This is a genomic window from Pseudomonas sp. FG43, assembly GCF_057809175.1.
In genome coordinates, this window is sequence record NZ_JBMDJL010000024.1 from 80,180 (window position 1) to 100,174 (window position 19,995).

Below are 19,995 nucleotides of genomic sequence, written 5' to 3' on the forward strand. Positions count from 1 at the left end.
ATTCGCTCCTACGGCCGCCGTAGGAGCGAATTCATTCGCGAAGGGCCGTTCAGCTACAACAGCCGCCCGAAGCCAGGTCCTTGAGGATCGGGCAATCGGGTCGGTCGTCGCCGTGGCAATGTTCCACCAGCTCCTGCAGGGTATCGCGCAGGCTCGCCAGCTCTTCGATCTTCTGGTTCAGATCGGCGATATGTTTATGAGCCAGCGCCTTCACATCGGCACTGGCACGCTGACGATCCTGCCAGAGGGTCAGCAGCTTGCCGACCTCCTCCAGTGAAAAGCCCAGATCCCGTGAGCGCTTGATGAACGCCAGTGTGTGCAAGTCTTCGGAGCGGTACAGGCGGTAACCGCTGTCGCTGCGACTGGCAGCCTGCAGCAGCCCGATGGACTCGTAGTAGCGAATCATCTTTGCGCTCAAGCCGCTTTTGCTGGCCGCCTGACCAATGTTCATTGGGCCTCTCCCGGATCATTGGGCTTCCAGGTTTTCAACAGCAATGCGTTGCTCACCACACTGACGCTGGACAAGGCCATGGCGGCTCCGGCCAGCACCGGGTTGAGATAACCCAGGGCCGCCAACGGAATGCCGATCAGGTTATAGACAAAGGCCCAGAACAGGTTCTGGCGGATCTTGGCGTAGGTCTTGCGGCTGATCTCCAGCGCGGCAGGCACCATTCGCGGATCGCCGCGCATCAGGGTGATTCCGGCGGCGTGCATCGCCACATCGGTGCCGCCGCCCATGGCGATGCCGATATCGGCCGCAGCCAGTGCCGGAGCATCATTGATGCCGTCACCGACCATCGCCACGACATGATCCTTTTTCAGTAACTCCACGATCGAGGCTTTTTCGTCGGGCAGCACTTCGGCGTGTACATTTCTGATGCCTAGCGCTTCGGCGACTGCCTTGGCGCTGCCGGGATTGTCGCCGGTCAGCAAGTGGCAACTGATTCCCCGTGCGCTCAGTTGCTCCATGGCCTGTTCTGCGCCGGGCTTGAGGGTGTCACCAAAGGCGAACATGCCCAGCACGACCGGCTGAGGGCCTTGCTCGATCAGCCAGGACAGGGTTCTGCCTTCTGCCTCCCAGGTTTTGGCTGACTCGGCCAGTTCGCCCATCTGCAAATCGTTTTCTTCCAGCAGGCGCCTGTTGCCCAGCGCCAGTTGATGCCCTTCGACGTCACCGGCGATGCCGCGTCCGGTGAGTGCCTGGCTGTGCTCGGTGCTATCGAGTTTCAATTGCCACTCGCGACAGACTTCCAGCACCGCCTTGGCCAGCGGATGCTCGCTGCCGCGCTGCAAGGCTCCGGCCCGCTCCAGTAACTGCTCTTCGTTGCCCTTCACCGCAATCATGTTGGTGATACGGGGTGTGCCGCAGGTCAGTGTCCCGGTCTTGTCGAACACCACGGCGTCCACCTCATGGGCACGCTCCAGTGCTTCGGCGTCCTTGATCAAAATGCCGTAGCGCGCAGCAACGCCTGTCCCGGCCATGATTGCAGTCGGCGTCGCCAGGCCCAGAGCGCACGGGCAGGCAATCACCAGTACGGCGACCGCATTGATCAAGGCGACTTCCAGCGATGCCCCGCTCAGCATCCAGCCCGTCAAGGTGAAAAAGGCGATGACCAGCACGGTCGGGACGAAGACCTGGCTGACCTTGTCCACCAGCTTCTGTATCGGCGCCTTGCCCGCCTGAGCGTCCTCGACCAGCTTGATGATGCGCGCCAGTACCGTTTGAGTGCCCAGGGCCGTGATCTTGATCAGCAACCGGCCTTCGCCGTTGATGGCGCCGCCGGTGACACTGTCGCCGGGTTGTTTGGGGACTGGCAGGCTTTCGCCGCTGATCAGGGCTTCATCGGCATGGCTCCGGCCTTCCATGACCTGGCCGTCCACCGGAAAGCGCTCACCGGGTTTGATCAGCACCAGATCATCGAGGCGCAAGGCACTGATCGCGACATCGTGTTCCTGGCCATCGATCACTTGCAGAGCGCGCTCCGGGCGCAGGGCTTCCAGGGCCCGGATAGCGCTGGCGGTCTGGCGCTTGGCGCGGCTTTCCAGGTATTTGCCCAGCAGCACGAGCGCAATGACCACTGCCGAAGCCTCGAAATAAAGATGCGGCATGTTGCCTGGCGTGGCAGTGATCCATTGGTAGAGGCTCAGGCCGTATCCGGCGCTGGTTCCGATGGCAACCAGCAGGTCCATGTTTCCGGCGCCTGCCCGCACGGCTTTCCATGCGGCGACGTAAAAGCGTGCGCCGAGTATGAATTGCACCGGCGTGGCCAGCGCGACTTGCACCCAGGCGGGTAACATCCAATGCACGCCCAGCGGGCTCAGCAACATGGGCAAGACCAGCGGCAAGGCGAGGATCAGGGCTGCTATCAAGGCCCAGCGTTCGTGGTTCAGGTGCCGGATTTTTCTTGCGGTATCGGCCTGTTCGCTCTGAAACAGGGTCGCGCCATAGCCTGCATGGCTGACGGCGGCGATCAAGGTCTGCGGGTCGGTTCCGTTCTGTGTCTGTACATGGGCGCGCTCACTGGCCAGGTTGACCGTGACGTTGGTGACCCCGGGCACTTTGGCCAGGGCACGCTCGACCCGACCTGCGCAGCTTGCGCAGGTCATGCCGGTGATCGGCAGGTCGAAGGTGGTGTGTTCGTGCATCTTTTCACTCCCTGAAGGCTTGATACCTGCAAGGGTCAACCTTGCCACATGGACAAGGTCAAGTGCGAATCAATAGTTCAAGTCAGCTTTCTTCAGGTACATGCCGTTCAGGTCGGTCGCGATGCGGTACTTGAGAATGTCCCCGGCGCGCAGTTTGATCTTGGTACTGCTTTGCGCTTCCATCCCCGATGCGCAACCGACCACTGTCCCTGGCAACCTGCGCAGGCGTACCGAGACGTCGCCCGGCGGCAGATTGAAAGACACCGAGTCTTCCTGAAACAGGCGTCCGGCCAGCTGGTCTTGAATGTAAATGCCGATTTCGCAGGAGGTCGCGACTTCCAGACGCTCTCGGGAAATGATCAGGATGCCGTAATCCTGAGCGGCCTGAACGCTTGGGGAAGTAGCCAAAAGACCGAGAATGCCGAAGAGGCTCAATACTGACCAGCGCATTGCTGATACTCCTGCTGTAGACGTCGATGACGAAGCTTGGCTCAGGGCTGCGACTAATACCAGCCCGGCAGGAAAAACAGAAACTTGACCTTGCCACGATGACAAGGTTGAAGATGCCCGGCATCCATCACTCAAGGAGCATCACCATGCAGTTATTCACAGTACAAGGCATGACTTGCGGGCATTGTGTCCGCGCGGTGACTCAGGTTATCAAGAACGATGATCCGACTGCCGAAGTGCAGATCGATCTGGCCAGCTCGCAAGTGCGTGTGCAGAGTTCCTTGACCACGGAGCGGGTTATCGAATTGATTGGCGAAGAGGGCTATCAGGCACAACTGGCTGGATAGGCTAAAGCCTGAAAAGCCTTGAATTAAATTTCTTTGTCCGGCGTTATCGGCAAGGCAAGCCGGTTAGACTAGCCAGCTGCCTTGCATACGTTTATGGACACCCGATGAATTATAAAACCATCCTCATTCTTGGTGCCCTGAGCGCCTTTGGCCCCTTGGCCATCGACTTCTATCTTCCCGGTTTCCCCGCCATGGCCGCGTATTTCGGGACCGATGAAAAACATGTGCAACTGACGCTGGCGGCCTATTTCCTGGGCTTGTCCATTGGGCAACTGGCCTATGGACCTGTGGCAGACCGCTTTGGTCGGCGTATCCCCTTGCTGGTTGGCGTGACCCTGTTCACCCTGGCTTCGCTGGCCTGTACCTTCGCGCCGAATCTGGAGTGGCTGATCGGTGCACGTTTCGTTCAGGCACTGGGCGGCTGTGCCGGGATGGTGCTGGCGCGGGCCATCGTCAGTGATAAATGCGATGCGGTGGAGTCGGCCAAGGTCTTTTCGCAACTGATGCTGGTCATGGGGCTTGCGCCTATCCTGGCGCCGATGCTCGGTGGTGTGTTGGTCAATGTCTCTGGCTGGCAATCGATCTTTGTCTGCCTGACGATTTTCAGTGCGCTGTGCCTGACGGCTGTCGCCATTGGCTTGCCGGAAAGCATGCCGGCTGGCGTTCCGCGTCAGCCGCTGCGCGGTGCGCTGAAGCAGTACGGCAATCTGCTCAAGGATCATGTCTTCATCGGCCATGCCTTGACCGGTGGCATTGTCATGGCCGGGATGTTCTCCTACATCGCAGGTTCGCCTTTTGTGTTCATCAAGTTGTATGGCGTCCCCGCCGAGCATTACGGCTGGCTGTTCGGCATGAATGCGGCGGCGTTCATTCTGGTGGCGCAGGTCAATGCACGTCTGTTGCGCAAGAGCAGCCCGGCTTCTCTGTTGCTGCGTACCATCTGGATCTATCTGGCTGCGGCCCTGACTCTGCTGGGCATTGCCAGCCTGCGTACCGAACAGCTCTGGCCGTTGCTGATTCCGCTGTTCATCTGTATTGCCAGCCTGGGCTGCATCATCCCCAACGCCTCGGCCTGCGCCATGAATGGCCAGTGGGCACGGGCCGGCAGTGCTTCGGCGTTGCTGGGCTGTTTGCAGTTCAGTGTCGCGGCGGGCGCGGCGAGTCTGGTGGGTGTGCTGCATGACGGCACGGCAACGCCGATGGCGGCCGTGATCAGCTTGTGCGGCGTGCTTGCAACGCTTGTCGCGCTGTATACCCGCCGCTTGCAGGCGCGCCGTGATGCATCCAGGCAGGAACCGATCAGTTAAGGCCTGAACAAAACTTGTTGGAGGCAGCTTGCTGGCGAAAAGGCCTGAAAACCGGCAGATATTTTGCGTCTGAAGTCGCCAGCAAGCTGCCTCCCACAAATGAACGGCATTACTCCTGCCTCTTGCTTATCAGAACCCCTCAAGCACGATCTTGCCCTTGGCCTTGCCGCTTTCCAGCAACTCATGGGCGCGGCGCAGGTTTTCGGCATTGATCGTGCCGAAGTGCTCCCCGAAGGTTGTTTTCAGGGTTCCGGCATCGATCAGTTCGGCGACGCGGTTGAGCAGGTTGTGCTGTTCGATCATGTCTGGCGTCTCGAACATCGAGCGGGTGTACATGAACTCCCAGTGCAGCGACAGGCTCTTGCGCTTGAGTTTGGAGACATCCAGCGCCTTGGGGTCATCGATCAGTGCCAGCTTGCCTTGAGGCTGGAGCGATTCCACCAGTTGGTCCAGATGCACATCGGTCTGGGTCAGGCTGGCGACGTGAGTGACCTGGTTCTGGCCGATGCGCTTGAGTTCGTCGCTGAGCGGCTTGCTGTGATCTATGACGTCATGAGCGCCCAGGTCGCGTACCCAGGCGTTCGTTTCCGGGCGCGAAGCGGTGCCGATGACTTTCAGTGAAGTCAGTTGGCGAGCCAGTTGAGTCAGGATAGAACCGACACCGCCCGCGGCTCCGACGATCAGCAGGCTCTGCTCTTTTTCAGCCTGACCCTCTGCAATCTGCAAGCGCTCGAACAACAGCTCCCAGGCGGTAATCGCCGTCAGTGGCAACGCCGCTGCGTGCGCAAAACTCAGCGTTTTCGGCATGTGCCCGACGATTCGCTCATCCACCACATGCAATTCACTGTTGGCACCCGGACGAGTCAGCGAGCCGGCGTAGAACACCTTGTCGCCCGGCTGGAACAGCGTCACCTCGCTGCCGACCGCTTTCACCACGCCTGCCACATCCCAACCCAGAACCTTGGCGGCTCCGGCTTCGGGCTGGACGTTTTGCCGGACCTTGGTATCCACGGGGTTTACGGAAATCGCTTTGACCTCTACCAGCAAATCACGGGCACCCGCGACCGGCTCTGGCAGTTCGATATCTTGTAGCGAATGGAGGTCGCTGATGGGCAGGGACTGGTAATAGGCAATGGCTTTCATGCTGGGCTCCGTAGTGTGGGAAAGTTGATGAACAGATGATTCGCCATTTCCATTAAAGATAAAACCCGCTAAAACGGCAGTCTCTTTCAATATTATTTTGATAATCCGAGGCTGACATGCTGCGTTTCGATGATTTGCAGTTGTTTGTGCGGGCGGCTGATCTGGGCAGCCTGTCTGCGGCAGCGCGGGGTATGGATATGTCGGCGGCGGTTGCCAGCGCAGCACTCAAGCGTATCGAGCAGCAGCTTGGCGTGCGTCTGCTGGCGCGCTCTACGCGCAGCTTGCGCCTGACGGCCGATGGTGAAGGTTTTCTGGAATACGCCCGTGCGGCCCTTGGCAGCCTGGAAGATGGTCGACGCTTGCTGGCCAGCAATCAGGAAAGCTGCAATGGCATCCTGCAACTCTCGGCTCCTTCGGATTTCGGGCGCAACGTGCTGCTGCCCTGGCTCGATGAGTTTCAGCAGCAACATCCGCAATTGTCCGTACGCCTGCTGGTGGGCGACCGTGTCGACGATCTGTTTCGTCAGCCTGTGGATGTTGCCTTGCGTTATGGCGAGCCAGGGGATTCAAGCCTGGTGGCTCGACCTGTGGCTCCCGACAATCGGCGAGTGCTGTGCGCGGCCCCTGATTATCTGGCCCGTCACGGGGAGCCGCAGCAGGTCGGGGAACTGGCGCAGCATAATTGCCTGCTGCTGATGCTTGGTGACCGGGTACACGATCACTGGACCTTTCACGACGGCAAGCGGGAGGTGAGCCTGACCGTGGGCGGTAATCGCTTCAGTCCTGATGGTGATGTGGTGCGCCGCTGGGCATTGGCAGGGGCAGGCATCGCGTACCGTTCATGGCTGGATATCGCCGCCGATGTTCATGCAGGGCGCTTGAAAGTCTTGATGCCGCATGTGCGCGGTGAGTCGGTACCGCTGAATCTTTTGTGTGCTCATCGAGTGCAATTGAACAAGTCCGTCAACCTCTTGCTTGAAATGCTTCGTACCCGATGCGCCCAGCAGTCAGCGCTCATAAGTCGTTAGTTGTTTGTATGACTAAAAGTTTTTGGGAAAAGGCTGACGGATACTTCGGAAAATATAAAAGGTAAATACAGTTTTCAATTTCAAAGTGCCAACATAAGGAAGAGGTTGCGCACGATGATGATCGAGGGCTTCTGGCTCGTCAGTCGCAGGCTTTGCCTGTCTTGCACTGTGGGGGTTGCAGGTCATGGAGTTGAAGGCTTCGAGTGGCGCTGCCGGTACGGAAATATTAGGGTTTCCATATTTAAGAAGGTCCTGCAAACTTTGGGTATTGCTTTGAAAGTATGTCGGGTCATGAGCCGGAGAAGGTAACTTTTACCTGCTCGGGTTATAGAGCGTAGAGTTTGTACTTTTCATTTCAGGTTGGGTCCACGTTCAACTTTACGGGAGCGGGATTGTTATCAATATGCCATCGCTATAGACGAATGTTTCAACAGGGAGTGAACACATGGAATATGCACCTTGCATCAGTCAGATTGCGACACTGCTGGCCGACCCCAAGCGTAGCGCAATGATTTGGGCATTGATGGATGGTACCGCTCGTCCTGCCAATGAGTTGGCATTACTGGCTGGGCTCTCGACGTCTTCTGCAGGTGCGCATTTGGCGCGATTGGCCAGTGGCGGGTTGTTGAAGCAGGAGGCGCGCGGGCGCACCCGGTTCTTCCGGTTGGCAGCGCCTGAAATCGGGGCTGCCGTGGAGGCGCTGGCCAATGCGTCGATGGTAAGTGCCGACCAGATCAGCCGCAATATGGCGCAACCCATGCCGCCTTTGCCCATACGTCGCGCACGCATCTGCTCCGATCACCTGGGGGGTGAAATGGCGGCCGAGCTTTACCAGCGCTTGCTGGGGGCGGGCTGGATAGAGCAGATGGAGCAGCGGGTCGAGGTTACCAGCAAGGGGATGGCCAAATTTGCCGAGCGAGGAATCTACGTTCCCGCGCTGGCGCAGCGACAGCGTGAGACTGTCTGTGTCTGCCCGGACTGGAGCGAGCGCAGCCCGCATCTGGGGGGCGCGCTGGGTGCAGGGCTTTTGCAGTTGTTCATTCAGATGGGATGGTTGCGCACAACCGAGGAGTCCAGCACCTTGCAGGTTTCGTCCAACGGGCAGCGTGAAATCGGCAAGATAGCCTCTGCGGCCTGACAGGTCGCAATCGCGGGCGGGCGGTTTCGCGCCAGCCCGCGATGCTGTGATTACGGCTTGACCAGACGTGCATCCAGACTGTTCTGCGCCAGGCGTCTTGCCTGGTCCTGGGTCATGCCCAGATGGGTATGCAGCGCCTGGAAGTTCTCGGTGACATAACCACCGAAGTAGGCCGGGTCATCCGAGTTCACGGTGACTTTCACGCCACGCTCCAGCATGTCGAGAATGTTGTGCTGCGACATGTGATCGAACACACACAGCTTGGTGTTGGACAAGGGGCAGACCGTCAGCGGGATCTGCTCGTCGATGATCCGTTGCATCAGACGTTCGTCTTCGATGGCGCGCACGCCATGATCGATTCGCTGGATCTTCAGCAGGTCCAGCGCTTCCCAGATGTACTCGGGCGGGCCTTCTTCTCCGGCATGGGCCACGGTCAGGAAGCCCTCGTTGCGGGCGCGGTCGAAAACGCGCTGGAACTTGCTGGGTGGGTGGCCCATTTCAGAGCTGTCGAGGCCGACGGCCACGAACGCATCACGAAACGGCAGTGCCTGATCGAGGGTTTTCTCGGCTTCTTCTTCGCTCAGATGGCGCAGGAAGCTCAGGATCAGGCCGCTGCTGACGCCCAGTTGCGACTGGCCGTCTTTCAAGGCGCCGGTGATACCTGCCAAAACCACTTCAAACGGGATGCCACGGTCGGTGTGGGTCTGCGGATCGAAGAACGGCTCGGTATGGATCACGTTCTGAGCCTTGCAGCGTTGCAGGTAGGCCCAGGTCAGGTCGTAGAAATCCTGTTCGGTGCGCAGCACGTCAGCGCCCTGATAGTAGAGGTCCAGAAACTCTTGCAGGTTGTTGAAGGCATAAGCCCCGCGCAAGGCTTCGACATCATTCCAGGGCAACGCGATTTTGTTGCGCTCGGCCAGGGCGAACAACAGCTCAGGCTCCAGAGAACCTTCCAGATGCAAGTGCAGTTCTGCCTTGGGCAGAGCGTTCAACCAGTCGTACATGTTCTTTTCTCATCAGGTGCAGATGGCGGGCATTCTACAGATGCAGCTCTTCTACAGGGTAAAACCTGACCATCAGTTCAGGTAATGGCCTCCTGCTCGCGTCGATAGGCATAGGTGTCGGCAAAGCGTGACAGCAGAAACTCCGAGCAGGTCGTTACAGGGTAGCGCGCCGGGCTGGTTTCGCTCTGGCAGCCGGGTAAACATTCGATACGAGTGTCCGGATGCGGTTCCGCAAAGAATGGCATGGAGTAGCGGTCGACACCCAGCGGGCTGATGACCCGGTGCGGCGTGGACACATAACGGTCGTTGCTCCAGCGCGCCATCATGTCGCCGATATTGACCACGAAAGTACCTTCAATCGGAGGAGCATCGATCCACTGGCCGCGCACGTCACGCACCTGCAACCCACCGGCAGCGTCCTGATACAGCAGGGTGATGCAGCCGTAATCGGTATGGGCACCGGCACCTTGCTGCTCGGTGGAAGTCGCCGTATGGCGTGGCGGGTAATGGATCATGCGAAAGACGCTGACCGGGTCCTTGAAGCGCTGATCGAAGAAATCACGCTCGATACCCAAGGCCAGGGTCATGGCGCGCAGCAGTGTCTGGGCCAGGGCCTGCATGTCCAGATAATGCTGTTCCATCAGGCTTTCCCAGCCCGGCATATCGGGGTGGCGATTGGGGCCGCGCAAGGGTTTGCCTGCCAGTACATCGGGATGCCGGGCATCCAGATGCAGACCCATGTCGAAGGTTTCCTTGAGGTCGCTGGGCAGGTTCGGGTCCAGTTGTTCGGTTGCAATCGCACCATAGCCGCGATGGTGTGAGCTTTGAGTGATATCGATAGTGAGCTTTTCAGCCATGGGACGGGCAAAGAATTGCTTCCCGGTGGTCAGCACCTGCTCGATGCGTTGAGCCGTGATCGGGTGGCCCTTGATGTAGAAAAAGCCCCACTCGCGGCAGGCTTGATCGATCTGGCTGGCAACCGCCTGCCAGGCCTGTTCGTCAGGTGTGTAGAGCGGGGCAATGTCGATGATGGGAAGCCGGTTCATGAACCATTCCTGAGTGTTCGTTGTGTTGCCTGGGCGCGCGAGCAAGCGGGCGTACTCCGGCCTGCTCGCGAGCAGATTACTTCGGCAGCTCTGCCGTAATCCCTTCAACGTAATAGTTCATCGAGGCCAGTTCGGCATTGGTTGCAACCTTGCCTTCCGGAATTTTCACCGCGCCGGTCTGGTCCTTGATCGGGCCTGTGAACGGATGGAATTCGCCGCTTTCGATGCTGGCGATGATCTTCTGCGCTTCGGCTTTCACGTCAGCCGGAACGATATCGCTGATCGGCAATTCAACCGTGCCTTCCTTCAGGCCGCCCCAGTAATCCTGAGGTTTCCAGGTGCCCGCGATCACGCCCTCGGTGGCCTGGATGTAATGCGGGCCCCAGTTGTTGACGATGGAAGTCAGAACCGCCTTCGGCCCGAAGTGCGCCATGTCCGAAGCATAGCCAACCGCGTAGACGCCACGACGCTCGGCGGTCTGGATCGGTGCCGGGCTGTCGGTGTGCTGGAACACCACGTCCACGCCCTGGTCGATCAAGGCGTTGGCGGCGTCCGCTTCCTTGCCCGGATCGAACCAGGAGTTGACCCAGACCACCTTGATTTCAGTACCGGGGTTGTACTTGTTCAGCGCCAGCTGGATGGCGTCGATATCGCGCAGTACCTCGGGGATCGGGAACGAGGCGACATAACCGATCTTCTTGGTCTTGGTCATCTTCGCGGCGAGGAAGCCGCCGACATAACGACCTTCATAGGTGCGGGCCAGATAAGTGCCCATGTTCTTGTCCTGCTTGTAGCCGGTGGCATGCTCGAACTTCACGTTCGGGAACTGCTTGGCGACCTTCAGCGTCGGGTTCATGTAGCCGAAAGAGGTGCTGAAAATCAGGTCGAAGCCACCTTTGGCCATATTGCGAATCACGCGCTCGGCGTCCGCACCTTCCGGCACGTTCTCGACGTAACTGCTGCTGACCTTGTCGCCCAGCGCCTCGACCATCGCCTTGCGGCCTTGCTCGTGTTGGTAAGTCCAGCCGTGGTCGCCGATGGGACCGATGTAGACGAAGCCGACTTTCAGAGGGTCGGCAGCCGAAGCGAGCAGACTGGAACCCAGGCCGACAACAGCGGCCATGGCGCACAGCAGTTTTTTCAGAGGACGACTTGGGTTGGTCAGGTGCATCGGGTCTAGCTCCTTGCGGTCTTGTTGGCGTGGCCGACTAAGCGGGGTATGCCAGCAATGCAAAAAACTGACCAGAAAGACAGCTTATGACAGGCTGCCGGTTCCAGGCCTCAAAGCCCGTCGCGGCATGCAGCCCGAAGGTGCAGAAGCGTTCGCGACGCTTCTAACTGGTGCAGCGTGTGCTGCGTTCGACAATGCACATCGGCGTACCGGCCACCGGCTCACGCATGATCAGCACCTGCACATCGAATACCCGGCCGACCAGCTCGGCATCCAGCACTTCATCGGGCGTTCCGCTGGCCACCAGACGCCCGGCCTGCATCACCGCCAGATGGTCGGCATAGCGACAGGCCTGATTGATGTCATGCAGCACGGTTATGACGGTCTTGCCCTCGGCGCTGAGCTGACGCATCAGGTCCAGCAGCTCGACCTGATGGCTGATGTCCAGATACGTGGTGGGCTCATCCAGCAGAACGATGGCGGCATCTTGCGCCAGCACCATCGCCAGCCATGCCCGTTGACGTTGCCCGCCGGACAGATCGGATAAAGGGCGTTCGGCCAGTGCTTCCAGCTCCATGCGTTGCAGGGCCTGATCGACACTGTTGCGGTCGGCACCACTCAAGCGTCCCCACAGGCTGTTATGGGGGCTGCGCCCGTAAGCCACGAGCTGCCGTACGCTGACACCTTCCGGGATCGGCAGCACCTGCGGCAGAAAGGCAATCTTGCGCGCCAGCTCTCGTGGCGAAAGTTGCGCGTAGGCCTGGCCGTCAAGGCTCAGCGTGCCCGATTGCGGGGTAAGAATCCTGGCGAACGCCTTGAGCAGGGTGGATTTGCCGCAGCCGTTGGGGCCGATCAATGCCGTGACCTTGCCCGGCGGCGGGCTGAACGACAGCGACTGCACGATACGGGTATCGCCGTAGCCGATGTCGAGTTGCTGTGCCTGGAGAATGCTCATGGAATCAACCTTTGAATCGTGCCAGCAGCCAGAGGAAATACGGGGCACCGATCACCGCCGTGAGGATACCGGCAGGAATCTCGCTGGGTGCGATCAGCGTGCGTCCCAGGGTGTCGGCCAGCACCAGCAACAGCGAGCCCAGCAGCATCGAGGCCGGTAACAGGTATTGATGATGGCCGCCCACCAGACGCCGGGCCATGTGCGGCGCGACCAGACCGACGAAACCCACCGGCCCGATGATCCCCACCCCCGCGCTGGTCAGCAGCACCGCGCCGCCCATCGCCAGCCAGCGGATGCGCTTCAAACCGGTCCCCAGACTCTGCGCGGCTTCGTCTCCCAAACCGATCAGGTTCAAAGGTTTGGCGAGCAACAGACACGCCGGGATCAGCACAAGAAACGGCAAGGCCAGCCAGACATGGTGCCAGTTGCGACTCCACAGACTGCCGGTCAGGGCCAGCAGAGCGGTGTTGATATCCAGCGGATTGGACAGGATCAGGAATTCGGTGATGCTCGATAACGTGACCGCAATCGCTACTCCCGACAGCGCGAAACGTACGCCGGAAAACTGCACGCCGGTGTTGTACAGCGCCAACAGCAACGCACCGGCCGCACCGCCGAGGCACGCCACCAAAGGCAGCCAGACCACCGGCAACTGCGGTAAGCCGATGATCGCGATGGTCAGTGCCAGCCCGGCACCCTGAGTGACGCCGAGGATTTCCGGCGAGGCCAGCGGGTTGCGGATCACGCCCTGCACGATGGCACCGGCCAGCCCGAAGGCGCTGCCGGTGAGAATTGCGATCAGGCCGCGTGGCAGGCGATGGTTCCAGACCTCGAAGTCCTTGCTGTCGTGGGCGATCAAGTGATCGAGCACTGCACCGGGCGTCAGCCAGACCGTGCCCGCACTCAGGCTGAGCAGCAGCGCCAGCAGTAACAGCACGAACAGAATCAGTAATCTCGAACGTGGCTGATTCATAGCGTGCGCCTTGCCAGAAACAGAAAGAACGGCGCGCCAATCAATGCAGTGACGACACCGGCAGGCGTCTCCACCGGAAAGGCCACGGCACGGCTGATCAGATCGGAAGCCAACACAATCGCGGCACCCAGGCCGGCGCTGACGGGGATCAACCAGCGGTAGTCGTTACCCAGCCATTGGCGTGCGATGTTCGGTGCAATCAGACCGACAAAGGCAATCGGCCCCACGGCACAGACACTGGCGCCGACCAGCAACAGACTGACAACGAACACCAGAAAACGCAGCGCGCCGATCCTTACGCCCAGCGAGCGTGCGGCATCTTCGCCCAGGTTGATCAGGTTCAGGCGTGGCGCGCAGGCAATCGCCAGCACCAAGCCAATCAAGGTGCAAGGCCAGAGCAGCTGCAATTGTTCGGCGCCCACATTGGCCAGCGAGCCGGCGAGCCAGTTAAGGACGCTTTGCGCCTGGGCTTCGACGAGAATCACAGTCAGCCGGGTCAAGGCCGCGCAGAGAGCCGCTACTGCGACACCGGCCAGTACCAGTCGTCCTTGAGCCGTGGCAGGCGACCATGCGCCGCCGAGACTGAAGACCGTGATCCACGCCAACGCGCCGCCAATGGCCGTCATCAACAAGGCACCGCCAGGGAATGGCGGCGCGACCAGGCCTGTGGAAAACAATGCCAGCCCCAAGGCTGCGCCAGCCGTTACACCAAACAGGGAGGGCGAAGCCAGGCGGTTGCGGGTGATGCCCTGCATCAAGGCTCCGGCGACCCCGAGACAGGCACCGACCAGTGCCGCACACGCCGCCCGTGGAACGCGCAGTTGCGCCACGATGTAAGCGATGTTGCCGCCTTCGCGTCCTAGGCTGAACAAACCGTTCCACGCATCGACCTGCCGGATGCTGAAGGGCGACAACGCGAACAGCGACACCCAGAACAGGCCCAGGCAGGTCACGGCAATCACTGCCGCCATCAGCCAGCGGCGCATTTATGGATTCAGTACGGCCTTGCCGCCCTTGAGAATGGCAAGAGCGTCATCGGCGATCTGCTCGGAGGCCATGATGCCGCGATTGCGCGCCCAGCTATCGCCATCGACTTCAGCGACCTGTTTGTTGCGTACGGCACCCAGCACCTGCCAAAGCGGTTGCTTGCTCCAGGTGTCGACAAGGCTGGGGCGACGGTAATGACCGACCAACAGCCAGCCAGGGTCCAGTGCCAGCAATTGCTCAAGGCTGACGAACTCGGTCGGGGCCGCGTTCTTGCGCACTTCAGGGACTTGCAAGCCGATGGCCTGCAACACGCTGCCTGCATAGGAGTGTGGTCCGTGGACCGAGAAGCTGTCCTCACGCGCAACCCCGAACAGCACCTTGGTATTGGCCGGAATCTGCGCTGCGACGTCTTTGAGGTGTTTCTGGTTTTCCGCGATCCGCGCCTGCATCTGTGGGCCTTTGCCCAGCGCGACGCCAATCAGCTCGGCGGATTTCAGGCTGCCCTGATAATCCTCGCCACGCGACGGCAGCATCAGCGTCGGCGCCAGGCTCGCCAGATCGTTGTAGAGCGCCTGATGGCGTCCCAGGTCAGCAATGATCAGGTCCGGCTTGAGGCGGGCAATCACTTCGATATTGGGTTGCGAGCGCAGGCCGACCGATTGCCATTCACCCACGGCTTTGCGCACCTTGGGCAACACGCGATTGGCATCGCCATCATCGGCCGCACCAACCGGCGTTACGCCCACCGAGGCCAGCCCGTCGAGAAAGGAAAACTCCAGCACTACCACCCGCTTTGGCGCATCCGGCAGATGGACTTTGTGTTGACCGTCATCGATATCGATGGGAGCAGCCTGAACGACACTGGCCGAGAGAGCCAGAAGGCTGCAAGCCAGCAGGTGAGAGAGGCGGGAAGTACGCATGGCAATACCTTTGTAGCGGAGACAGTCGTGTCAGAGCGGCACGAAGAAAACGGCGGGCACTATTTCATATCGAGACGGCAGGATCAAAAGTCATTTGCGCATGAGGCTGTTTCTCACCCATGGCTCTTTTTGAAACCTTTTGTCACAGACCGCACTCTCAACCACTTCATCAATGCTGATCCTCAAGGATGTCACGCGACAATGTGTCGCAAGGGCATGGACACGTAATGGGCTCCTTACTCAGGCAAGAAAAGTTTCTGTTGCTGGCGATCATCGCCACTTTTATCGCCTATCCCCTGGAGCATGTGCTGCTGGGCAATGGCCGGACGGTCGCGCTGATTGCCGGGCTGGCGCTGGTGGGCTTTATCGTCTGCGCTTCGCTGCGGGTTGCTCATCATGCCGAGCAGTTGGCGGAAAAGGTCGGCGACCCTTACGGCACCATGATCCTGACCCTGTCGGCAGTGCTGGTCGAAGTGGTGATCCTGGCAATCATGATGAGCAACGAGCCGTCTCCGACGCTGGTGCGCGACACGATCTATGCCGCCGTGATGCTGGATATCAACGGCATCCTCGGGCTGGCCGCCTTGATGGGCGGGCTCAAGCATGGCGAACAGGCCTACAACGATAATTCGGCGCGCACCTATAGCGTGATGATCCTGACGGCCATGGGCGTGTCGATGGTGGTGCCCGAGTTCATTCCCAAGGCGGACTGGAAGCTGTATTCGGCGTTTACCATTGGCGCGATGATTGTGCTGTACACCTTGTTCCTGCGCATGCAGGTCGGGCCGCACAGTTACTTTTTCAGCTACAGCTACCCCGAGAAAAACAGACGCAAGGATCAGCCTGAAGAACAGGGCGAGTCGATCAACCTGACACGCTCCATCGTGACACTGGTACTGGGCGTTGTGGTGATCGGCGCGTTGGCGGAAGTGATGTCCAAGACCATTGACCTTGGGCTGGAAGGCAGCGGTGCGCCGCCCGTGCTGACGGCGATTCTGGTTGCGGCGATTTCTGCTGCGCCGGAGATCCTGACCGCCTTGCGCGCCGCCCTGGCCAACCGCATGCAGTCGGTGGTCAACATTGCACTGGGCGCTTCGCTATCCACCGTGATCCTGACGGTGCCTGCGATGGAAGCGATGGCGCTTTACAGCGGTCAGCCGTTCCAGATGGCCATGACGCCCGTGCAGACCGTGATGGTCTTCATCACCTTGCTGGTCTGCGCCATCAACCTCAATGACGGAGAAACCAACGCTATCGAGGGCATGACGCATTTCGTGCTGTTCGCAACCTTCATCATGCTCTCTTGCCTGGGACTGTAGGACCGGATTCATCCGGGAAAAAGATATTCCAGACGATAGAAGTGCTGTGAATGTACAGGCCCTTTCCCGGATGAATCCGGTCCTACAGCTCGTGCAATAGCTGGTGCGCGGCCTGGCGGTGATCGGCGATCAGTTTCTTCAGGTCCAGCCCCTCGACCTGTCCATCTATCACTCGCCAGTTGCCTGCGATCATCACTCGATCAGCCCGGTCCGCTCCACATAACAGCAGCGCCGAAAGCGGGTCATGGCTGCCGGAGAAGCGTAGTTCATCGAGCTTGAACAAGGCCAGATCTGCCTGTTTGCCCATGGCCAGTTCGCCGATATCCGTACGTCCCAGCAGTTGCGCCGAGCCCTTGGTTGCCCAGCCCAGCACAAGTTCCGGGGTTATGGCCTGCGCGCCGTAGCGTAGGCGTTGCAGATAGAGCGCCTGCCGCGCTTCGAGGATCATGTTGGAGGCATCGTTGGAGGCCGAGCCGTCGACGCCAAGGCCCAATGGCGCACCGGCGGCGGTCAGGTCCAGTGTCGGGCAGATGCCCGAAGCCAGACGCATGTTTGAGCTGGGGCAATGACAGATCCCGGTGCCTGCTGCGCCAAGGCGCGCAATTTCATCAGGGTTGAAATGAATGCCATGCGCCAGCCAGGTGCGAGGACCGAGCCAGCCGACGCTGTCCAGATAATCCACCGTGCGCAGCCCGAAGCGTTGCAGGCAGAAGTCTTCTTCATCCAGGGTTTCGGCCAGGTGGGTATGCAGACGCACGTCGAGTTTTTCTGCCAGCGCTGCACTCTCGGCCATGATCTGCGGCGTCACCGAAAACGGCGAGCAGGGCGCCAGGGCAATCTGGATCTGCGCACCGTCGCCACGCTCGTGATAGGTCTCGATCAGGCGCTGACTGTCGGCCAGAATCACCTCGCCCTGTTGCACTGTCTGTTGCGGCGGCAACCCGCCATCGGCTTCGCCCAGGCTCATGGAACCTCGGGTCAGCATGGCACGCATGCCAAGTTCGCGAACGCTCTGCACCTGAATATCGATGGCCTGCTCCAACCCATCGGGAAACAGATAGTGATGATCCGCCGCAGTGGTGCAGCCCGACAGCAGCAACTCCACCAGCGCCACTTTACTGGCCAGTGCGAGCTTTTCCGGCGTCAGCCGCGCCCACACCGGGTAGAGCGTCTTGAGCCATGGGAACAAAGGCTGATTGACCACCGGTGCCCAGGCGCGGGTCAGGGTCTGATAGAAGTGATGATGCGTGTTGATCAGGCCCGGCAGCAGCACATGCTCGCGAGCATCGAACACTTGATCACAGGGTCGGGAAGGGTGTTGACCTACGGCCAGCACCTCAACGATCACACCTTCTTCGACCACCAGACCGCCACGGGCATCCAGGTCATTGGCAGTGAAGACGGCAAGGGGATTTTTCAACCAGATACGGATCGCAGGCATGGGCCGACTCCTCTGAAAGTGGGTTCAGGTTAGCCAGCTCAGTTTTGCCCTGTCTGCTGATCCAGGGTTGCCGGTGATTGTGAACAATGCACGGGCAAGACGAAGAAGTGTATTACTCGCTCAACTCACAATCAAACATCAACACCTGGCTTGTAATCAGGCTGCATCCAGACGCATGGAAACAACAAGCCCTGCATTTGCCGTCAGATCGACCAGGGCGTCAAGGCTGAACAGATCCACTCGCCCGGACTTCAAGTTGGAAAAACGTGGCTTGGTAATCCCCAGGCGAGCCGCTTTTTCGGTATCGGTGCCAGGCCATTTCTTGATGGATTCGTTCAGCTCGATCATGAGTGTCGAGCGTAACGTCAAGTGAGCTGCCTCTTGAGTGGTATTGGCAAGGGCATCCCAGACACTGGAAAAGATGTGTTCGTCGTTCATTGTTAACTTCTCATCAAATCACGCAGCCATTTACGATTGTGAGCCACCGACATTCATGAGTGGTCCTGCTCTGAAAGCCAGAGCAGAACCCGTTCATCCATCAGTGTGTTGCTTCACCAGACAATCGTCTCGCCCTTGTAGTTGATGAAGTGGTGCCCGCCCTTGCCGGCGTAGTCGTTGAGTTGCTTGACCAGGCCAGTGGTGCTGGTCAGGACGTCGATATCGGCACCTTCGCCGCCCATTTCGGTTTTCACCCAGCCCGGATGCAGGGAAAGGACGGTGGGACGATTTTCGCCCAGTTTGCTGACGAAGGAGTTGGTCATGGAATTGAGTGCGGCCTTGCTCGCCTTGTAGAGGGCGATTTCGTTTCCGTCCGGGCAGGCGACGCTGCCGAGCACCGAGCTCATGAAGGCCAGGACGCCGGTCTGCGGACGAATCTGGTCGACCAGACGTTCTGCCAGACGAATCGGTGCAACGGCGTTGGTCAGGAACAACTGGCCCAGTTCGGCGGCGGTGGATTGGGCTGCGCTTTGATGCTTGGGCCCGATCACGCCAGCATTGACGAACAGCACATCGAACACTTCGCCCTTGAGCTTCTGGACCAGCACTTCCAGCGACGCGACTTCATCGATATCCAGCGTTTCGATGCGTACCCCGGAAATGCCCTTGAGGCTATCGACCTTTTGCGGATCGCGAACGGTTGCAATCACATTCCAGCCTTGTTCGGTCAGACGCTGGACCAGCCCGAGTCCCAGGCCACGGGATGCGCCGATGATCAGAGCGGTTTTGGTAGCAGTCATGAAAAAACTCCTTGGCAGTTGAAAGAGAAAAACTTCAGGGGCTCAGCGGGCAACTCTGGTGCAGACGTGCTTGAAGTTCGCTACGCAAGTCACCCAGCTCCGCAATACGTGTGTCGATCAGCGTCAGCTTGTCCCGAAGCAGTTGGGCAATCGCGATATCCGGCGCGGGTGCCTTCCACAGTTCGGCCACGTTATTGCCTATTTCGTTCAGGCTGAAGCCCAGGCGCTGCGCAACCTTGATGAATTGCACCAGTTGCACCGTCTCCACTGGGTAATGACGATAGCCGTTGCCGGTGCGTTGGGCTGAAATCAGGCCGCGCTGCTCATAAAAGCGCAGCGTGTCGCGACTGACGGCGGTGGCTTGAGCCAGTTCACCAATGCGCATGCAATCCTGTCCTTAAGGGCTTGACCCTGGAGCGTACTCCACCCTTTAGCCTGTTGGTATCTCAATCAACAGGACCTGTTTTATGTGGCAAACCCGACAGTATCGCCAAGTGGTCCGTGCCAGCGCCTGGTACGACCTGATCGTCACCGCCGCTTTCGCTACGCCCTGGACGTTCATGGCGCTGCACGGAATGTTATCGACTTTGAGCCAACAGTGGGGGCTGCCGGGAGAATTACCAACGTTCGAGCCCATGCACATGCTGATGGCAAATTTGCTGGGCTCGATTGTCTGCGTGTGGGCGGTACTGCGCATCCGTGATCCACAGCAGGTATTCGGCCGCTATGACGCGGCGGGACGATTACTGTTTGCCGCCTGGCAGGGCTATGCGCTTATGCACGGCGCCAGCAGCTTGCTGATCGGGATTATGGTGATGGAGCTGGTTTGGGCTGTTGTGCAGTTATGGCCGGTGCGGAGTGATGGCGAGCAATCATCTTGAC

The 19,995-nt window shown here is 59.6% G+C and carries 21 protein-coding genes; 6 read left to right on the forward strand and 15 right to left on the reverse strand.

Features of this window, described 5'->3' with window-relative positions; genetic code table 11:
• Positions 1-49 precede the first annotated feature (49 nt).
• From cueR to ACODS3_RS23250, 3 genes are all read right to left on the reverse strand, one after another.
• The gene (gene cueR, locus ACODS3_RS23240) at positions 50-451 is read right to left on the reverse strand and encodes a Cu(I)-responsive transcriptional regulator (RefSeq protein ID WP_201018129.1); all 402 of its coding nucleotides are present in this window, start codon (positions 449-451) and stop codon (positions 50-52) included.
• A complete protein-coding gene (locus ACODS3_RS23245; protein WP_489036477.1) occupies positions 448-2,646 on the reverse strand; it encodes a heavy metal translocating P-type ATPase in 2,199 nt (732 codons plus the stop codon). Before ACODS3_RS23245 ends, cueR begins: the two co-directional genes overlap by 4 nt.
• A gap of 69 nt (positions 2,647-2,715) precedes the next feature.
• A complete protein-coding gene (locus ACODS3_RS23250) occupies positions 2,716-3,096 on the reverse strand; it encodes a hypothetical protein (RefSeq protein ID WP_201001827.1) in 381 nt (126 codons plus the stop codon).
• A gap of 146 nt (positions 3,097-3,242) precedes the next feature.
• Between ACODS3_RS23250 and ACODS3_RS23255 the strand changes: the two genes are divergently transcribed.
• Both ACODS3_RS23255 and ACODS3_RS23260 read left to right on the forward strand, forming a co-directional pair.
• Positions 3,243-3,443: a heavy-metal-associated domain-containing protein gene (locus ACODS3_RS23255; RefSeq protein WP_201018127.1), complete on the forward strand. Its 201-nt coding sequence runs from the start codon at positions 3,243-3,245 to the stop codon at positions 3,441-3,443.
• Between the two features lie 104 nt (positions 3,444-3,547).
• Complete coding sequence (locus tag ACODS3_RS23260) at positions 3,548-4,750, forward strand: multidrug effflux MFS transporter (protein ID WP_489036479.1); 1,203 nt, start codon at positions 3,548-3,550, stop codon at positions 4,748-4,750.
• Between the two features lie 129 nt (positions 4,751-4,879).
• Here ACODS3_RS23260 and ACODS3_RS23265 read toward each other — a convergent pair whose 3' ends face one another.
• Entirely contained in the window at positions 4,880-5,893 is a 1,014-nt protein-coding gene (locus ACODS3_RS23265; protein WP_201001830.1) for a zinc-binding alcohol dehydrogenase family protein, read from the reverse strand.
• Positions 5,894-6,009: 116 nt separating this feature from the next.
• Between ACODS3_RS23265 and ACODS3_RS23270 the strand changes: the two genes are divergently transcribed.
• Positions 6,010-6,921, forward strand: coding sequence for a LysR family transcriptional regulator (locus ACODS3_RS23270; RefSeq protein WP_489036481.1), 912 nt, complete (start codon positions 6,010-6,012; stop codon positions 6,919-6,921).
• A 445-nt stretch (positions 6,922-7,366) separates the two neighbouring features.
• Positions 7,367-8,059, forward strand: a complete 693-nt coding sequence (locus ACODS3_RS23275; protein ID WP_201001832.1) for an ArsR/SmtB family transcription factor — start codon at positions 7,367-7,369, stop codon at positions 8,057-8,059.
• Positions 8,060-8,109: 50 nt separating this feature from the next.
• On the opposite strand, the gene ACODS3_RS23280 is transcribed toward ACODS3_RS23275, so the two are convergent.
• From ACODS3_RS23280 to ACODS3_RS23310, 7 genes are all read right to left on the reverse strand, one after another.
• Complete coding sequence (locus ACODS3_RS23280) at positions 8,110-9,063, reverse strand: adenosine deaminase (protein WP_201018125.1); 954 nt, start codon at positions 9,061-9,063, stop codon at positions 8,110-8,112.
• A gap of 77 nt (positions 9,064-9,140) precedes the next feature.
• Entirely contained in the window at positions 9,141-10,109 is a 969-nt protein-coding gene (locus tag ACODS3_RS23285; RefSeq protein ID WP_201018124.1) for a 2-oxoglutarate and iron-dependent oxygenase domain-containing protein, read from the reverse strand.
• Between the two features lie 76 nt (positions 10,110-10,185).
• Positions 10,186-11,280, reverse strand: coding sequence for a BMP family ABC transporter substrate-binding protein (locus ACODS3_RS23290; protein ID WP_489036484.1), 1,095 nt, complete (start codon positions 11,278-11,280; stop codon positions 10,186-10,188).
• 163 nt (positions 11,281-11,443) lie between these two features.
• The gene (gene fecE, locus ACODS3_RS23295; protein WP_489036486.1) at positions 11,444-12,235 is read right to left on the reverse strand and encodes a Fe(3+) dicitrate ABC transporter ATP-binding protein FecE; all 792 of its coding nucleotides are present in this window, start codon (positions 12,233-12,235) and stop codon (positions 11,444-11,446) included.
• 4 nt (positions 12,236-12,239) lie between these two features.
• Positions 12,240-13,208, reverse strand: coding sequence for an iron chelate uptake ABC transporter family permease subunit (locus ACODS3_RS23300; RefSeq protein WP_025258374.1), 969 nt, complete (start codon positions 13,206-13,208; stop codon positions 12,240-12,242).
• Positions 13,205-14,194, reverse strand: a complete 990-nt coding sequence (fecC, locus tag ACODS3_RS23305; protein WP_201018121.1) for an iron-dicitrate ABC transporter permease FecC — start codon at positions 14,192-14,194, stop codon at positions 13,205-13,207. Before fecC ends, ACODS3_RS23300 begins: the two co-directional genes overlap by 4 nt.
• Positions 14,195-15,115: a Fe(3+) dicitrate ABC transporter substrate-binding protein gene (locus ACODS3_RS23310; RefSeq protein ID WP_201018120.1), complete on the reverse strand. Its 921-nt coding sequence runs from the start codon at positions 15,113-15,115 to the stop codon at positions 14,195-14,197. It abuts the gene before it with no gap.
• Positions 15,116-15,342: 227 nt separating this feature from the next.
• Here ACODS3_RS23310 and ACODS3_RS23315 point away from each other — a divergent pair, with 227 nt between their 5' ends.
• Positions 15,343-16,434, forward strand: coding sequence for a calcium:cation antiporter (locus ACODS3_RS23315; protein WP_304575705.1), 1,092 nt, complete (start codon positions 15,343-15,345; stop codon positions 16,432-16,434).
• Positions 16,435-16,516: 82 nt separating this feature from the next.
• Here ACODS3_RS23315 and ACODS3_RS23320 read toward each other — a convergent pair whose 3' ends face one another.
• The 4 genes from ACODS3_RS23320 to ACODS3_RS23335 form a co-directional block, all read right to left on the reverse strand.
• Positions 16,517-17,875 carry an 8-oxoguanine deaminase gene (locus tag ACODS3_RS23320; RefSeq protein ID WP_489036489.1) on the reverse strand — a complete coding sequence of 453 codons (1,359 nt, stop codon included), beginning with the start codon at positions 17,873-17,875 and terminating at the stop codon, positions 16,517-16,519.
• A gap of 156 nt (positions 17,876-18,031) precedes the next feature.
• Positions 18,032-18,313: a helix-turn-helix domain-containing protein gene (locus ACODS3_RS23325; protein WP_489036491.1), complete on the reverse strand. Its 282-nt coding sequence runs from the start codon at positions 18,311-18,313 to the stop codon at positions 18,032-18,034.
• A gap of 113 nt (positions 18,314-18,426) precedes the next feature.
• Positions 18,427-19,113: an SDR family oxidoreductase gene (locus ACODS3_RS23330; protein WP_201018114.1), complete on the reverse strand. Its 687-nt coding sequence runs from the start codon at positions 19,111-19,113 to the stop codon at positions 18,427-18,429.
• A gap of 34 nt (positions 19,114-19,147) precedes the next feature.
• Positions 19,148-19,498 carry a MerR family transcriptional regulator gene (locus ACODS3_RS23335; protein ID WP_304575709.1) on the reverse strand — a complete coding sequence of 117 codons (351 nt, stop codon included), beginning with the start codon at positions 19,496-19,498 and terminating at the stop codon, positions 19,148-19,150.
• A gap of 82 nt (positions 19,499-19,580) precedes the next feature.
• Here ACODS3_RS23335 and ACODS3_RS23340 point away from each other — a divergent pair, with 82 nt between their 5' ends.
• Positions 19,581-19,994, forward strand: a complete 414-nt coding sequence (locus ACODS3_RS23340; RefSeq protein WP_489036493.1) for a hypothetical protein — start codon at positions 19,581-19,583, stop codon at positions 19,992-19,994.
• The last annotated feature ends 1 nt before the right edge of the window (position 19,995 follow it).

Excerpts from the sequence above, each read along its gene's own strand:
- cueR (WP_201018129.1), bottom strand. The coding sequence starts at position 451 with ATGAACATTGGTCAGGCGGCCAGCAAAAGCGGCTTGAGCGCAAAGATG.
- ACODS3_RS23245 (WP_489036477.1), bottom strand. The coding sequence starts at position 2,646 with ATGCACGAACACACCACCTTCGACCTGCCGATCACCGGCATGACCTGC.
- ACODS3_RS23250 (WP_201001827.1), bottom strand. The coding sequence starts at position 3,096 with ATGCGCTGGTCAGTATTGAGCCTCTTCGGCATTCTCGGTCTTTTGGCT.
- ACODS3_RS23255 (WP_201018127.1), top strand. The coding sequence starts at position 3,243 with ATGCAGTTATTCACAGTACAAGGCATGACTTGCGGGCATTGTGTCCGC.
- ACODS3_RS23260 (WP_489036479.1), top strand. The coding sequence starts at position 3,548 with ATGAATTATAAAACCATCCTCATTCTTGGTGCCCTGAGCGCCTTTGGC.
- ACODS3_RS23265 (WP_201001830.1), bottom strand. The coding sequence starts at position 5,893 with ATGAAAGCCATTGCCTATTACCAGTCCCTGCCCATCAGCGACCTCCAT.
- ACODS3_RS23270 (WP_489036481.1), top strand. The coding sequence starts at position 6,010 with ATGCTGCGTTTCGATGATTTGCAGTTGTTTGTGCGGGCGGCTGATCTG.
- ACODS3_RS23275 (WP_201001832.1), top strand. The coding sequence starts at position 7,367 with ATGGAATATGCACCTTGCATCAGTCAGATTGCGACACTGCTGGCCGAC.
- ACODS3_RS23280 (WP_201018125.1), bottom strand. The coding sequence starts at position 9,063 with ATGTACGACTGGTTGAACGCTCTGCCCAAGGCAGAACTGCACTTGCAT.
- ACODS3_RS23285 (WP_201018124.1), bottom strand. The coding sequence starts at position 10,109 with ATGAACCGGCTTCCCATCATCGACATTGCCCCGCTCTACACACCTGAC.
- ACODS3_RS23290 (WP_489036484.1), bottom strand. The coding sequence starts at position 11,280 with ATGCACCTGACCAACCCAAGTCGTCCTCTGAAAAAACTGCTGTGCGCC.
- fecE (WP_489036486.1), bottom strand. The coding sequence starts at position 12,235 with ATGAGCATTCTCCAGGCACAGCAACTCGACATCGGCTACGGCGATACC.
- ACODS3_RS23300 (WP_025258374.1), bottom strand. The coding sequence starts at position 13,208 with ATGAATCAGCCACGTTCGAGATTACTGATTCTGTTCGTGCTGTTACTG.
- fecC (WP_201018121.1), bottom strand. The coding sequence starts at position 14,194 with ATGCGCCGCTGGCTGATGGCGGCAGTGATTGCCGTGACCTGCCTGGGC.
- ACODS3_RS23310 (WP_201018120.1), bottom strand. The coding sequence starts at position 15,115 with ATGCGTACTTCCCGCCTCTCTCACCTGCTGGCTTGCAGCCTTCTGGCT.
- ACODS3_RS23315 (WP_304575705.1), top strand. The coding sequence starts at position 15,343 with ATGGGCTCCTTACTCAGGCAAGAAAAGTTTCTGTTGCTGGCGATCATC.
- ACODS3_RS23320 (WP_489036489.1), bottom strand. The coding sequence starts at position 17,875 with ATGCCTGCGATCCGTATCTGGTTGAAAAATCCCCTTGCCGTCTTCACT.
- ACODS3_RS23325 (WP_489036491.1), bottom strand. The coding sequence starts at position 18,313 with ATGAACGACGAACACATCTTTTCCAGTGTCTGGGATGCCCTTGCCAAT.
- ACODS3_RS23330 (WP_201018114.1), bottom strand. The coding sequence starts at position 19,113 with ATGACTGCTACCAAAACCGCTCTGATCATCGGCGCATCCCGTGGCCTG.
- ACODS3_RS23335 (WP_304575709.1), bottom strand. The coding sequence starts at position 19,498 with ATGCGCATTGGTGAACTGGCTCAAGCCACCGCCGTCAGTCGCGACACG.
- ACODS3_RS23340 (WP_489036493.1), top strand. The coding sequence starts at position 19,581 with ATGTGGCAAACCCGACAGTATCGCCAAGTGGTCCGTGCCAGCGCCTGG.